Genomic DNA, 15,045 nt, shown 5'->3' with positions numbered 1-15,045 from the left:
GGCTACCTTCTTTCGATCGGGTCGCCCGGACCACCTGGCCCGGGCAGGTGGTCAGTGCATCGGGGCGCGGGAGATGTCGATCAGCAGGGACTGCTCGGGATCGAGCAGGGGAGCGGCGAGACCCGAGTGGGTCAGAGCGGCGCCGGGGACGAGCAGGCCGTCCTCGTCGGCGGCTCGGGTCATCCACGGCGGCATGGTCAGCCCCGACGGCCGCGGGCCGATCCGGACGGGGCGCAGACGATAGGTGGCCGCCGGATCCAGGCCGGGGAACCGGAGCCTCTCGTGCTGGGACTCGGCCGACCGGCCGACGGCGGCGAGTGAGAACACGGCGCTGCCGCGGTCGGCCGCGACGACCCCGTGGACCCACAGGGCGCTCTCGCCACGATCGGCCCGCACCAGGTCACCGGTCAGCAGCAGCTCGCGGCGAGAGGTGTAGAAGGCGATCCACTCACGCAGCTCCTCCAGCTCCTCCTCGGTGGCGGCCGCCAGGTCCCATTCGATGCCGAGGTGGCCGAACACGGCGGTGGCGGCGCGGAAGCCGAGGGTGTGCAGACGGCCGGTGCTGTGCGACCGGCCGGAGGCGATGTGGCTGCCCATCAGCTCCAGCGGGATCAGCTGGGAGGTCCAGCGGTTCATCTGCTGGCGCTCGAGCGGGTCGATGCAGTCCGAGACCCAGACCCGGTCGGTGCGTTCGAGGATCTCGAGGTCCACGCGGGCGCCGCCGGACGAGCACGATTCGATCTCCAGGCCCGAATGAGCCGCCTTCAGCTCGTCCATCAGCCGGTACGTCGCGAGGGTCTGCTCGTGGACGGCGGCGCGGCCGGTGGCGCGGGTGGCCGCCTCGAGCAGGTCGCGGTTGTGGTCCCACTTGAGGTAGTCGATGTCGTAGGTCTCCAGCAGCGCCGACATCTGGTCGCGCACGTGGGCGTAGGCGGCGGGGATCGACAGGTTCAGCACCTGCTGGTGGCGTGATTCCAGCGGGATCCGGTCCGGAGCGGGGGCCATGATCCACTCCGGGTGGGCGCGGGCGACGTCGGAGTCCTCGTTGACCATCTCGGGTTCGAACCACAGTCCGAATTCCATGCCCAGGCCGCGCACGTGGTCGATCAGCGGGCCGAGCCCGTCGGGCCAGACGTCGGCCGAGACGATCCAGTCGCCCAGCCCAGAGGTGTCGTCGCGCCGGGACCCGAACCAGCCGTCGTCCAGGACGTAGCGCTCGACGCCCAGCGCGGCGGCCCGGTCGGCCAGATCCGTGAGCCGGGCCAGGTCGTGGTCGAAGTAGACGGCCTCCCAGACGTTCAGGGTGACCGGCCGGCGGGGATCGACATGGTGCGGGCGGGAGCGCAGATGGCGGTGGAAGCGGTGGGCCACGTCGTCGAGCCCGGCGCCGTAGGAGGCGTACAGCCAGGGGCCGACGTACTGTTCGCCGGCTCCCAGTCGTACCTCGCCGGGCAGCAGCAGCTCGCCGCCGCCGAGGAGACGGGTGCCGGTGTTGATCTGTTCGGCCAGGTGGCGATGGTTGCCGGAGTGGGCGGTGTGGACGGCCCAGGCTTCGCCGGTGCGGAACCCCAGGCCGGGCCGGGCGGCGTGCAGGACGTGGGCGGCGTCTGCGCCGGTGCGGCCGCGCCGGTTCTCACGCAGGTGGGTGCCGACGGTGAAGCGACTGCGCTGCGGGGTGCGCTCCTTGCCCCAGCGGCCCGCGAAGTCCAGCAGCTCGTCGGCGTCGCCCGGGACCGGCAGGGCGAGGGTGAGCTCGTCGAGGTCGTACGGCGTCTCGAGGGTGTTGGTCAGGGCGGCGCGCAATCGCAGCAATCCGGACTCGAGCAGCTCGATGTCCAGGGCGACGGCCAGGCCGAGGTTCTCGTCGGCCAGATCGACACGGAGCCGGGCAGGACCTGTCGCCACGTGCGGCTCGGTGAGCGGCCGGCCCTCGAGGTGCAGCGACCGCGTGACCAGGCGCGGCGCCCATCCGGAGCCGTCGGCCCGTGAGCCGGTCAGGCCGGGGCGCCCGATCCAGCCGTCGCACTGCTGAGGGATGATCCCGAGGCGCACCGGGACGTCCACGGCGTTGTTGGGCACGACGTCGACGGCAGCCTCGCACAGCGCGTCGAGTGCGGCCGCGCCCAGAGCTGCCGACCGGTTCGGAGGTTCCGGTCCGCCCGCGGTGCCCGGCTCTCCCGCAGTTCCCGGTTCGCGCGCAGTTCCCGTCGGCCCGTCGCCGCCACTGACGCCGAGAGCCGCGCCCCAGTGGACGATCGCCGGGATCCGGCCGTCGGTGACATCGAGGACCAGCGAGACCCCGGCCGCGGTGAGATGGACTCGGTGGGTGGCGCCCGCTCGGGGAGCGGTCACGGCGGTGTCCACGGGCGTCCGGCGTGGGGACATCATCGGCCTCCAGGTGGGGCGGCGGCACGGTCCGGCGGGGTGGATGTCGACGGCGACAGGGACGGACCGTTAATTGAAACTATGAAACTAAACCTGCCGACGGACGTCAAGAGCCCGGCGGCACGCGATGCGGTCATGTCCTCGCCGAGGGGGCGTGCGGCGCTACGCTGGCGCTCACCCGATCCGGCCCCAGGAGTCCCAGATGATCTTCACCCAGTCCTCGAAGCTGCGCGACGTGTGCTACGAGATCAGGGGACCGGTGCCCGCCGAGGCCGCCCGGATGGAGACCGAGGGTCACAAGATCCTCAAGCTCAACATCGGCAATCCGGCGCCGTTCGGTTTCGAGGCGCCCGACGAGATCCTCGTCGACATGATCCGGAACCTGCCCACCGCACAGGGCTACTCGGACTCCCGAGGCATCCCGGCGGCGCGCCGGGCGGTCGCGCAGTACTACCAGACGCGCAGCATGCCGGGCATCGAATTGAACGACGTCTACCTCGGCAACGGGGTCTCCGAGCTGATCCAGATGGTGTGCCAGGCCCTGGTGGACGACGGGGACGAGATCCTCATCCCGCAGCCGGACTATCCGCTGTGGACCGCCGCGGTCTCCCTCGCCGGGGGCCGGCCCGTGCACTACCGCTGCGACGAGGAGTCCAGCTGGTGGCCCGATGTCACCGATCTCGCCGACAAGGTCACCCCGCGCACCAAGGCGATCGTGGTCATCAACCCCAACAACCCCACCGGGGCCGTTTACCCCGAGCACGTGCTGCGCGACATCGTCGAGGTCGCGCGCAAGCACGGCCTGATGATCCTGGCCGACGAGATCTACGACAAGATCCTCTACGACGACGTGGTCCACACCCCGGTCGCCTCGCTCGCCCCCGACCTGTTCACGATCACCTTCAACGGACTCTCGAAGGCCTATCGGGTGGCGGGATTCCGCGCCGGCTGGATGACGCTGTACGGACCCAAGGACGACGCCACCAGTTTCATCGAGGGCCTGGACGTGCTGGCCAACATGAGGCTGTGCCCCAACGTGCCCGCCCAGCACGTGGTGGCCACGGCGCTGGGCGGCTACCAGTCGATCAATGACCTGCTGCTGCCCGGCGGCCGGCTGCGGGAGCAGCGGGACGTGGCCTACGAGGGCCTGAGCCAGATCGACGGGGTCAGCGTCGTCAAGGCCCAGGGCGCGCTGTACATGTTCCCCAAGATCGACCGCGAGATGTACGCGATCGAGGACGACGAGCAGTTCGCCTACGACCTGCTGCGTTCACAGAAGCTGCTGGTCACGCACGGCACCGGCTTCAATCTCGACACCTCGGACCACTTCCGGCTGGTCACGCTGCCCCACGCGGAGCTGCTGGCCGACGCCGTCGACCGCATCGCCGACCACCTCGCCTCGATCCGCCGCTGACCGCGCCGGCTGGCCCAGCGGTACGGCGGACCGTGCCTGCGTCCACAGCGGACCGTGCTTCTGGCCGGACCGTGTCCGTCAACGGGACGCTCATCGCATCTGCCGTGCACATATCACGGCAGATGCGCCAGGCGTACCGCGCGTGGACAGTCGGCGGCGCGAGCGGGCTCGGACGGGCTGGTAGGTGGCCGCGGCCAGCCCAGGCAGGCTGGAAGGTGCGGCCTGCCGCGGGCAACCCGGGCACGTGGTGCCTGGCGCGAGCGTCCCGGGCGCGGTGCGCCGGATCCGGCACTTCGTCAGGCGCGGGAGGGCTCCTGCATGCCTTCGCGGGAGACGCGGACCATCTCCTCGCGCTCGACGACCTTGATGCGGGCACGGGGCTCGCCGTCGGCATCGACCGCGGCGGCGCCGAGGCTTCTCTCGTGCTCGTCGAGGCTGGTCCAGCCCTCCCAGGTCGTGTACTGCACGCCCCGGTCCTCGAGCAGGCGCAGGATCGCGTCCTCCTCCCGCTCGGGCGCGGCGGAGAGAATGCCGGCGGCGATGTCCTCGTGCAGCGAGTTGATGGTCTCGATCGCGTCGGACTTCGTGGCGCCGATCAGGCCCACCGGGCCGCGCTTGATCCAGCCGTTGGCGTAGACACCGGGCACCACGGTGCCGTCGGCCTCTGTGACGCGACCGGCGACGTTGTGGATCACGCCGCGCTGGGGGTCGTAGGGGACGCCCGGCAGCTCGGAGCCGAAGTAGCCCACGGCGCGGTAGACGGCGCCCAGCTCGTAGTCGATGTACTCGCCGGTGCCCCCGACGCGACCGTCGGCGTCCAGGCGGGTGCGCTCGAAGCGCATGCCGGTGACCTTGCCGTCCTCGCCGAGCACCTCGACGGGGCGGTGCCAGAAGTGCATGTGCAGCCGGCGCTGGACGGGGCCGCCGTGCATGTCGGTGGGCTCCTCGCCGGCGGCCTCGCGGCGCTGCTGCTCCTCGAGCCACCCGGCGAAGGTCGAGACGACCTGGTCGGTGCGCTTGTCCGCCTTGATCGCCTCCCACTCGGCCTCGGTGATCTGCTCGAGGTCGCGGGGGTCCATGACAACCTGCAGGCCCTTGGGGTGGGCGAGCTCGCGGGCCTCCAGCGGCGAGAACTTGGTCTGCGCGGGGCCGCGACGGCCGAAGATGTGCACGTCGGTGGTCGGGGCGGCGCGCAGACCCTCGTAGACGTTGGCGGGGATCTCGGTGCGCAGCAGCTCGTCGGCGCTCTTGGAGAGCACGCGGGAGACGTCGAGGGCGACGTTGCCGTTGCCGATCACCGCGACCTGCTCCGCCTCGAGCGGCCAGGTGCGCGGGTAGTCCGGGTTTCCGTCGTACCAGGCGACGAAGTCGGCGGCGCCGTAGGAGCCCTCCAGCTCGATGCCGGGGATGTCGAGGTCGGCGTCCTTGAGGGCGCCGGTGGCGAAGATGACCGCGTCGTAGTGGGTGCGCAGGTCGTCGGCCGTGAGATCCGTGCCGAACTCGACGTCCCCGAGGAAGCGGATGTCGCCGCGTCCCAGGATGCGGTGCAGGGCGGTGATGATGCCCTTGATGCGCGGGTGGTCGGGGGCGACTCCGTAGCGGATCAGGCCGAAGGGCGCGGGGAGGCGGTCGAAGAGGTCGATGCTGACCTCGAGCTCACCGCTCTTGACCGGCTCTGAGCGCAGCAGGGTCTCGGCGGCGTAGACGCCGGCCGGGCCGGAGCCGATGACTGCCAGACGGAAGGGCTGCTGGGAGAAGGACATCTCACCTCGGTCTCGTGGCGCAGGAGCGCCGGGTCGGGTGCGTCGTCGAGCGCGCGAAGATTTCCGCACCACTGTATACGCGAAAATCGTGGCGTTCCCGGCCGGTGTGAGCTGGCAGACGCCTCGTGGCCCGGCCCGCGTCGCAGGGACGCGATCCGAGCCCATGCGAGCCGATGCGGTCAGCGGGCGTGACCTGGACCTTCGCCGCCGCGCCGTCCAGGACGCCGGCCGACGCAGCGGTTCTCGGCGCCGTGAAGGCCGAAGTCGGCGGATGACGCCGCGTGACGGGCGCGCTCAGCATCGCCGGGCTCGATCCGCCTCGCCCGATGCCGCGCCACGGGCTCCCGCCCCTCAGGGCTCGGCCTCGCGCGACACCGCGCTACATGGCTCGGCCCCTCAGGGATCAGCCGCGCCCGTCCTCGCGCCTCTCGTGCGCGCGACGCTGGTCCTCGGCCACCAGATCGTCGTCGCCGCGTCGGTAGGAGGCCCAGAAGTAGGCCGCCACGAGCACCGCGCCGCCGACGATGTTGCCCAGGATCACCGGGATGAGGTTGTTCCACAGGGCGGAGCCGACCGTCAAGGATGCGTAGGTGCCGACGTCGACGCCTGCGTCCTGCAGTGCCTGCCCGGCCCAGAAGGAGTCCCCGGCGGCCGCCTTGATCAGCAGCCCCATGGGCAGGATGAACATGTTGGCCACGGAGTGCTCGAAGCCGGTGGCGACGAACAGGGCGATGGGGCCGATGACCGCGAGGATCTTGTCCGTGACGGTCTTGCCGGCGGTGGCGACCCACACCGCCAGGCACACGGCGAAGTTGGCGAGGATCGCCAGGAAGAACGCCTGATGCCAATCGTAGGAGACCTTGGCCTGCGCCGTGTCCAGGACGACCAGGCCCCACGCGGAGTCGTTGCCGGTGTGGGTGCCGGCGAAGAGCAGCAGCAGGGCCACGGCGAGCGATCCGATGAAGTTGCCTCCGGCCGACATGCCCCAGTGCCCCAGCATGCGGCCGGTCGGGATCCGCTTGGACAGCCACGGCATGAACGTCATGGTGGTCCCGGTGAACAGGTCCGATCCGCTGATGACGACGAGGCCCAGGCCGACGGAGAACGCGATGCCGCCGATGAGCTTCGCCGCCCCGACGGGCCAGGCGTCCATGCCCTGCTGGGTGGTCACCATGAACACGAAGCCCAGGGCGATGTAGGCGCCGCCGCTCAGGGTCAGCAGGAACATCCGGCCCAGCGGCGCGGTGGCTTTGGCGACGAGGCTGTCCTCGAGCACGTCCGCCAGTGCGTCGGGCTTGGGGATGACGGGCGAGGGCGGTTTCGCGGCGGCGTCCGCCGGCTCGGGGGAGGAGGTGGAGGCCATCGGGAGTCCTTCGCGGGCGCGGCACGAGCTCGGTCACGGGCGGTGGGGGCGCGGTGCGATGGCCTGCCTCTGCCCGACAGGCCACGGCGCCGACGCAGCGTCAGGCTATGTCGCCGCCGGCCCGGCGGGCTACGTTTCCACCGCCCGGTCGGCTGGAGAGTTCGCCGTGCGCTCGCAGGCCTGTCGTCGGCCTCGCGTCTCTCAGCCCGATCTGGCAGCCCCGCTATGGGCTCGTAGCCCTCTCCCTCATCGCGTGCCCGGCAGCCCCGGCCGCGGGCTCGTGGCCCTCACTCGGCGCTCGAGGCCTCCGGGGTCCCGGGCACGACGCCGACGGCGACCTCGAGCGTGCTGGTCGCTCCGGGCGGGCCGACGACGATGCCTTTCAGCGGCGGCACGTCGCCGTAGTCGCGGCCCCAGGCGGTGGTCACGAAGCGCTGATCGACGAAGGTGCGGTTGGTGGGGTCGATGTCCACCCAGCCGGTGCCGGGGACCAGCACGCTGAGCCAGGCATGGGAGGCCGCCGAGCCGATCATCTCCCCGGCCGGCTGGGTGACCAGCGCACCTTCGGCCGACGGGGCGGTGCGGAGGTATCCCGAGACGTATCGGGCGGCGAGTCCGGCGGCACGCACCGCGGCCACCCCGACGTGGGAGAAGTCCTGGCAGACGCCGTGCCGGGCGGCCAGGACGTCCTCGAGGGTGGAGGTGACGGTGGTGGCACGGGAGTCGTAGGTGAACTCGGTGTGGATCAGCGCGGTGAGCTCGGCCAGGCATTCCCCGATGGGGCGCTCGGGGGTGAACACCCGCTCGGAGATCTCGCGCGCCGCGGTGCCGCCCGGGATGCGAGGGGAGGAGTGGACGAAGTCGATGCTGGAGGCCGGCAGCAGGGGACCCCAGTTCTCCGGTGTGCACAGCTCCCAGGGGCGGGACATCGGCTCGAGGGGATAGCGGCGCTCGGCGACGGTGACCCGGGCGTGCGAATGCACGTCGAGTCGTTCGTGCCGCTCATCGACCAGGAGATACGTCGAGGAGTTGCCGTAGAAGTCGGTGTGCGCGGTCAGCCGGGCCGGCGCCGGGTCCACGACGACCTCGTGGGACAGCACCCGCTGATGGGGCGTGGCCCGGGGTTCGACGTGAGCGCGGCCGTAGTTGCGCGAGACGGGCTTGGCGTACCGGTAGGAGGTGAGGTGGTGGACGCGGTAGTGAGCCGCCTCGGCCGGCTCCTCGGTCTCGGTGCGCAGCGGGATCTCCGGGGCAGGCGGTGGCGCCGCCGATGACGCCGCCGGTGGCGCCGCTGGTGACGCGGACGCCGGCGCGGCTCCCGGGTGCAGAGGATCGCGCCCGTCCTCGGACGGTTCGGGCCGGTCGGTCTGCTCAGACATCATCGACTCCCCACAGGGACGTGGACTCCGAGGGACGGAAGTAGCGGTTCTCGATCGCGGTGGCCAGCTCGCGCAGCGAGGCGATCGCGGCGTCGGTCTCCTCGAGCAGGGCTGTCGGGGCCCCGTCGGAGGTGTCGGCGCCGCCGGCGTCCTCGGCCGGTCGCAGCAGGTCGCGCGGGGCCCAGGAGGCGATGCGGGAGCGCAGCGCGGTCAGCGGCGCGCGGAGCTCGGGGGAGGGGGTGACCTCGGGCAGACGGTCGAGGGTGGCGTGGAGCCGGTCGAGCTGGAAGGCGATCGACCGCGGCAGGGTGACGTCGCTGAGCAGCAGCTCGACCAGCAGCTCGGACTGGACAGCCGCATGGTAGGAGCGCCGGTAGGAGGCCCCGGACTCGGTGATCGCGGCGACGGCTCCGGCGATGCGGACCTCGGCGGCGCGAGTGCGGCGTCGGCCGAGGGCGGCGCGCAGGAGCGCGAGCAGGCCCATGGTCCGCTCGATCTTGCGGCCGGCCTCGGTGAGGTCCCAGCCGAAGTTGCGGGGCATCGAGTCCGCGACCGCGCCGGAGAGGGTCAGGCAGCCGTCGACGATGTCCGTCAGCCCCTCCTCGAGCGGCGGGGTCTCGGGGCCGGCGAGGGTGCGCAGCCGCTCCCGCATCCGGGCGATGACGGGCCAGACGTCGTCGGAGATGAGATCGCGCAGGGTGCGGGTGGTGTGAGCGAGCGCGGCGTAGGACTGGGCGAGTGAGCCCGGGCGGCCGAGATCCGTGAGCAGGCTGGTGATCTCGGTGCGCACCGCCTCGGGATCGTGCGGATCCAGGGCGAGGAACCCGGGATAGGTGGTGGTCACGTCGGTGACTGCTCTCAGCAGCACGGACTGCGCGACGCGCGCGGTACGGCCCCGCTCCGAGCCGAGATCGTTGGAGGTGTCCAGCACGGTGCGCAGCAGCCGGGCGGTGGAGTCGACCCGTTCCAGGTAGCGGCCGAACCAGAACAGGTCCGAGCCGATCGAACGGGTCATGGCCGGGTAGGCGCTCAGCACGCCGCGCGGAGCGCTCGCGGCGGTGGCCTCCGGCAGCTCGGACCCCGGCGGGTCCTCACCGGGTCCTCCCGGCAGGGCCGAGGTCTCCGGGACCGCGACCCAGACATCCTTGAGGGCCTCGGGCCCTTCGTCATCGGTATGCGCCACGCCGCCGGGCAGCACGTCGAACCCGTCCTCGGAGGCGATCACCAGCAGACGGATGCGTACCGGCCGCTCGACGAGCTCGTCACCGCCGTCGGGGTCCAGGGAGAGCCAGCCGGCCCGCTCCGCCGCCGCGGAGGCCGGCGGTGCCGCGGCATCCGTCGTCGCTGCCGATCCCGGCGCGGGATCCCCGCCCGCGGTCGGGCCCGCCGGGCGCAGCTGGAGATCCTCGTGGAGGATCTGACGGCACAGGTCCGGCAGTGCGGCGCGCAGCGCCGGGTTCTCGAGCAGACCCGCACCGAAGGGGTTGAACACCTCGACGTCACCGCAGCGGGCCGCTTCGACCAGACCGGTCACGCCGCCCAGCGGCGTCGGCCCCAGGTCCAGGGGATCCAGCAGCGGGGAGGGCAGCAGACGGATGATCGCGTCGACCGCGTCACCGGGATCGGATTCCAGCCCCGGCAGTCGCAGTGCGAGGGTGCCGGAGCCCGTGCGGAGGTCCCCGGCCGAGACCACCGGGGCGCCCAGCAGGTTGGCCAGCCAGCTGTGGTCGAAGGCGCGCAGGGGATCGTCGGCGTCATCGGTCAGAACCACCGTGCGCCCCGCTCTGCCGTCGGTGCGGGTGCGGTGGTGCAGGCCGGTGCGCACGGCGTCGAAGAACGGGTGCAGACGGCGCAGCGGGGTGGTGCGGTACAGCGTCGGCGCGCAGCGGGAGAGCACCCGGCGCATCTCGAGCGCGGTCCCGGCGCCGCCCGGCACGTCGACCGAATCCTCCAGCACCACCCAGGTCCCGTCGGCGCCGCGGGTCAGCGTGGAGGTCATGGCGAACAGGTGATGCGCGCCGCGGGAGGGAATGCCGACGGCCGCCCGCAGATAGGCCGGGTCGCGCAGCAGATCGCCGACCGGGGCGACGTCCGTGCCCAGCACGGTGCGCGGCCCGTACAGGTCGGCGTAGAGGGCGTCCAGCAGACGAGCCCGCTGGATCAGCCCGGTCGAGATCTCCTCCCACGCCTCGGCGTCCAGGACCACCGGCACGGGGTCGACGACGGGCGCGGAGACGGAGACGTCGGCGGCGATCATCGACGCCGCCGACGTCGCGGCCCGTCGACGACCGACGGGGCCCAGGGCGGCCAGCTCGTCGACCAGCGCCTGCGGGGGTGCGATGCTCACCGGGCCATCGTAGGCGCGGCGAGCTGTGCGGTGGACGGTTCGACCGCGGTGATCAGGACGAGCAGATGATCAGGACGAGGAGGAGCTGACCACCGGCATGCCCTCGGAGGGCTGGACCACCACAAAGCCCGGGCCGTGGAAGCCGAGCTGGAAGGACTCGCCGGAGCCGCGGCCGATCAGCGATCCCATCTTGAAGTCGTTCTTGATCTGCGGCTGGAGGTTCGCGGACCAGCACACCGCCGCCTGCGGATCGACGAACGTGGGCTGCTGGGAGCAGTCCAGAAGCATGGGCGGGCCGTCAGAGGTGACCGCGACCATGCCCTGGCCCTGCAGGAACAGGTTGAACAGGCCGCCGGCCATGAAGCCCGCACCGCCGAGGGACTTGATGTCCCACTGGATGGAGCCGTCGAAGGCCAGCATGTTCTTCGTGTTCAGCGTCAGCGCCTCGCCCTCGAGCTGGATCAGGAAGATCTCGTTGGCCTGGCGGGCGTAGAAGATCTCGCCGTGGCCGGTGGTGCGCATCATGTTCGCGCCCTCGCCGGTGGCCATCTTCTTCAGCAGCTTCATGCCGCCACCGGAGCCCTGGTAGGAGAAGTCCATCTGGCCCTGGTAGGCGACCATCGCGCCGGCGGCCGAGATGATCTCGGGCGCCTGCGGGTTCAGCGCGCAGCGCAGCAGCTTGGAGGACTGCAGCGCCCACCGGTCGTTGGTCTGTCGTTCCTGGTTGGAGGCGTCGAACAAGTTGGAGCGCATGGAGGCCCTTCCTCTCGGCAGCCGGGCGGTTGCCCGGGGTCGCAGGGCGGCGCCCACCGCGCCGCAGGGGGATCTTCTCACGCGGGACGGCGGGCGGGAATGGATTCCCGGACTTCCCCGTGCGGTGCCTCGGCGCCGCTGTGCGGGCTCTGTGCGGGTCCGGTGAGGATGACCCGGAGGTCAGGCGGCGCCTCGTAGCATGGCGCTCATGGCTCAGACCGATTCCTCCCGCAGCGCCCGCCGTGACCCGCGGCTGATGGCGCTGGCCGAGGAATCCGGCTACGAGGTCCTGGGCCGGATCGGCGCGGGCGGCATGGGCATCGTCTACCGGGCCCACGACGCGGACGGACGGGACGTCGCCCTGAAGCTGCTGCGTCACGAGATCTCCGATGACCCTCGAGCCCGTGAGCGCCTCGCGCGCGAGGTCGCCGCCCAGAAGCTGGTGCGCAACGAGAACATCGTGCGGATCCTCGATGCGGAGCTGGACTCCTCCGACGCCTTCGTGGTCACCGAGTTCGTCCCGGGGCCGACGCTCGAGGATGCCGTGCGCGCCCATGGTGGCCTGCACCCGGAGGCAGTGCGGGAGCTCGGCCTGGTCATGGGCGAGACCCTGCGCGACATCCATCGCGCCGGTGTGATCCACCGCGACCTCAAGCCCAGCAACGTCCTGCTGCGCGGCGCCTCCGAGGAGGACCTGGCGGTCTTCGATCCCGACGGGGACCGGTTGGACCCGGTGATCATCGACTTCGGGATCGCGATCGCCGCGGAGGAGTCCCGCCTGACCTCGACCGGTCTGGTGATGGGCACGGCCGCCTATCTGGATCCCGAGGTGATCCGCACCGATCGCGCCGGGGAGGCGGGGGACTGGTGGGCGTGGGCCGCGCTGCTGGCCTTCGCCGCGACGGGCCGCGAGCCCTACGGCAGCGGCCGGGCGGACCTGGTGTTCCTGCGCGCCGAGCGCGGCGAGATCGACCTCGAGGGCATGCCGAGCGAGCTCGGCGAGTTGCTGCGATCGGCCCTGCAGTCCGATCCCGCGCAGCGGCCGGATCCCGACGACCTGCTGGCGCGGCTGGCCGAGCTGGATCTGAGCTACTACGACGACCCGGGGCCGACGGAGGCCCTCGATGCGAACGGTCGTACGGCGGTCCTGCCCGTCGTGGGCGCCGATGCGGCCGGGCAGACCGATGCCGGGAAGGAGGCCGCCGGGCAGACGGACGCCACCGCGCCGGTCGGCAGCTCCGCGGGCGAGGGCACCGGCCCTGCGGGTACCGGCCGGCAGGCCCCGCCGGCTGGTGGCGCACAGGGTGACCCGGCCACGGAGGTGCTGCCGGCGGTGCCGGACGGTGAGCGGGCGACGCAGAGCCTCCCGCGCGTGAGCACTCCCGTCGAGGCACCCACGGAGGCGCTGCCCCGCGTCGAGTCGCCGCCCGAACCTGCCACGGAGATGCTGCCGGTGGTAGGGCCACCCACCCGCCAGTTCCCGGCCGTGCCCGCCCCGGAGCAGAGCGCCACCGGCCCGGGGCAGGACCACGCCGGGCCGGCGGGAGTCACCGGACGCCCCGTGCAGCGTGCCCCGCAGCAGTCGATCCAGCCCTCTCCGACGCGGCAGGCATACGCCGAGCGGCCGTACCCGCCGCAGGCATACGCCCAGCAGCCGTATCCACCCCGGTCATATGCCGGACAGCAGGTCGCGGCACCGACGCAGCCCGCTGATCACCCGCAGCCCGCAGGCCAGCCGCAGTACCCGGGCCAGTCGCAGTATCCGGGTCAGTCGCCGTACGGCGCCGGCGCGCCGCCCATGCCCGTGCCGCCGCCCCGCAGGCCGCTGCTGGTGTGGATCGGGCACCTGCTGATCATCACCCTGGCCGCGGTCGCCCCGTACGTGTCGCTGGCCCTGATGCTGCTGCTCGGCGCGCTCGCCCGCACGTGGGAGAGATCCCACCGGTCCGTCGAGCGGAAGCGTCTGCGCGGCTCCACGGGCGCGGGTCCCCGGTGGGCCGCCGGTCTCTCCGCACCGTTCGGGTTCGTTCTCGGGCTGCTGGAGATGGCGCTGCAGGCGCTGTTCCCTCTGATCCTGGGTGTGCTGGTGGGCGTGGCCGTGGATGCGGCATGGACCCTCGCCCAGGGCACGCCACCGCCCGACGGCGTCGCGTTCGCCATCGCGATCACGGTGACGCTGCTGGTCACGTGGGTCGGGCTGGGCAGCCGCACCACCCGCACCGGCGCGCACCGGATGCTGGACGCGGCCGCGCCCGACCTCGTCTGGAGCGCCGTGGTGGTGGGCCTCCTCCTGCTCCTGCTGGCCGCAGTGGTCACGACCCTGCTCGCGCGAGAGGGGATGGTGGACTACTTCCCCTTCCCGGCCGGGCCACGGCTGGACGACATCGGCCTCTGGCGCGGCTGAGTCGCGCAGACGAGACCGAGCGCACCGGTGACGCCGAGCGCACCGGCGGCACCGACGTGCATGCGCTCGCCGGCAGCAGCCGCGTCGGCGTGATCAGCAATGCTCAGACTCGGGCAGTTAAACTCCCTGCGACCTGTCTTCCACCGCAGCCCCGGTCCGGGGGCAAGGAGCATCATGGCCGCGTCCGGTTCGTCGAAGTCCGCGCAGGAGCGCCGCGAGGCCCAGCGAGAGGCTCTGCGCACACAGCGTCAGGCTGAGCTGCGCCGCCAGCGCTCGGTACGGACGGTGGTCATCGCCGCGATCACTGTGGTGGCACTGGCCATCCTCGGCGGGCTCGGCTACCTGATCTACCAGTCGCAGCAGCCGGCCGGCCCCGTCGCGGTCCCCGAGGGCATGAGTGCCGACCAGCCGTACCTGGAGCTTGGCGCCCCGGAGGACTCCGGGAAGCCGGTCGTCGAGCTGCACCTGGACTTCATGTGCCCCTATTGCGGGCAGTTCGAGGAGACCAACGGCGAAGACGTCGCCACCATGGTGGAGAACGAGGAGGCCACGCTTCATCTGGTCCCGCGCCGCCTGCTCGACACCCAGTCGACCACCGGTGACTTCTCCTCCCGCGCGGCCAGCGCCCTGGTGTGCGTCTACGAGGACAACCCGGACAATGTGATCCCCTTCCAGCAGCTGATGTTCGCCAACCAGCCGGCCGAGGGCTCGGCCGGCCTCACGGACGAGCAGATCTGGGGCTACGCGCAGGAAGCCGGTGCCTCGGCGGAGGTGGAGAGCTGCATCACCGATGCCACCTATCAGCCGTGGGTGCGACAGGTCGCCGATCCCTACGGGGCGGAGGCCGGAGGCGGCACCCCCTACGTCGCGATCGACGGCACGGCGTTCGAGGACTGGTCCACGCCGGGCGCCCTGCGCGAGGCGGTGCTGGCCGCGGGCGGCAGCTCCGCCTCCGACGCCGGCGGCGCCTCCGACGCCGGCCAGGGCTGAGCGGCCAGCTCAGCCGAGCAGGCAGATGTGCGTGGTAGCGCTCACCGCGTGGTAGCGCTCGGGCCACCTGCTCTACACTTTCGGGGCCGGTCGATTCGTCGGCCGGCCCCACCCGCTGGAGTGGCGCAACGGTAGCGCACCTGTCTTGTAAACAGGCGGTTGCGAGTTCGAATCTCGTCTCCAGCTCTCTTCTGACCAGCAAGAACGCTCATCACGAGCCATCCGCCCCGGCCTCCGGAGCCGATGT

The 15,045-nt window shown here is 71.9% G+C and carries 9 protein-coding genes and 1 tRNA gene; 4 read left to right on the top strand and 6 right to left on the bottom strand.

The window, feature by feature from the left end; translation table 11 throughout:
- Positions 1-51 precede the first annotated feature (51 nt).
- Positions 52-2,385: an alpha-galactosidase gene (locus ACFQRD_RS02740; protein ID WP_377803468.1), complete on the bottom strand. Its 2,334-nt coding sequence runs from the start codon at positions 2,383-2,385 to the stop codon at positions 52-54.
- A 202-nt stretch (positions 2,386-2,587) separates the two neighbouring features.
- On the opposite strand from ACFQRD_RS02740, the gene ACFQRD_RS02735 reads away from it, so the two are divergent.
- Positions 2,588-3,799 (top strand): pyridoxal phosphate-dependent aminotransferase, encoded by a 1,212-nt coding sequence (locus tag ACFQRD_RS02735; RefSeq protein ID WP_377016101.1) that lies wholly within the window; start codon positions 2,588-2,590, stop codon positions 3,797-3,799.
- Between the two features lie 296 nt (positions 3,800-4,095).
- On the opposite strand, the gene ACFQRD_RS02730 is transcribed toward ACFQRD_RS02735, so the two are convergent.
- From ACFQRD_RS02730 to ACFQRD_RS02710, 5 genes are all read right to left on the bottom strand, one after another.
- The gene (locus ACFQRD_RS02730) at positions 4,096-5,562 is read right to left on the bottom strand and encodes an FAD-dependent oxidoreductase (RefSeq protein WP_377803467.1); all 1,467 of its coding nucleotides are present in this window, start codon (positions 5,560-5,562) and stop codon (positions 4,096-4,098) included.
- Between the two features lie 403 nt (positions 5,563-5,965).
- Entirely contained in the window at positions 5,966-6,925 is a 960-nt protein-coding gene (locus ACFQRD_RS02725) for a formate transporter FocA (protein ID WP_377793428.1), read from the bottom strand.
- A 287-nt stretch (positions 6,926-7,212) separates the two neighbouring features.
- Complete coding sequence (locus tag ACFQRD_RS02720) at positions 7,213-8,304, bottom strand: transglutaminase N-terminal domain-containing protein (protein WP_377803466.1); 1,092 nt, start codon at positions 8,302-8,304, stop codon at positions 7,213-7,215.
- Positions 8,297-10,651 (bottom strand): circularly permuted type 2 ATP-grasp protein, encoded by a 2,355-nt coding sequence (locus ACFQRD_RS02715; protein WP_377803465.1) that lies wholly within the window; start codon positions 10,649-10,651, stop codon positions 8,297-8,299. Before ACFQRD_RS02715 ends, ACFQRD_RS02720 begins: the two co-directional genes overlap by 8 nt.
- Before the next feature lie 69 nt (positions 10,652-10,720).
- Positions 10,721-11,404: an AIM24 family protein gene (locus ACFQRD_RS02710; RefSeq protein WP_377016111.1), complete on the bottom strand. Its 684-nt coding sequence runs from the start codon at positions 11,402-11,404 to the stop codon at positions 10,721-10,723.
- A gap of 208 nt (positions 11,405-11,612) precedes the next feature.
- On the opposite strand from ACFQRD_RS02710, the gene ACFQRD_RS02705 reads away from it, so the two are divergent.
- From ACFQRD_RS02705 to ACFQRD_RS02695, 3 genes are all read left to right on the top strand, one after another.
- Positions 11,613-13,808: a protein kinase gene (locus tag ACFQRD_RS02705; protein WP_377803464.1), complete on the top strand. Its 2,196-nt coding sequence runs from the start codon at positions 11,613-11,615 to the stop codon at positions 13,806-13,808.
- Between the two features lie 174 nt (positions 13,809-13,982).
- The gene (locus tag ACFQRD_RS02700; RefSeq protein ID WP_377016115.1) at positions 13,983-14,798 is read left to right on the top strand and encodes a DsbA family protein; all 816 of its coding nucleotides are present in this window, start codon (positions 13,983-13,985) and stop codon (positions 14,796-14,798) included.
- Positions 14,799-14,912: 114 nt separating this feature from the next.
- Positions 14,913-14,984, top strand: a tRNA-Thr gene (locus ACFQRD_RS02695).
- Positions 14,985-15,045 lie beyond the last annotated feature (61 nt).

The organism is Brachybacterium sp. GCM10030268 (genome assembly GCF_042666305.1).
Taxonomy (GTDB): Bacteria; Actinomycetota; Actinomycetes; order Actinomycetales; family Dermabacteraceae; genus Brachybacterium.
This window is presented reverse-complemented; position numbering and strand designations above follow the sequence as displayed.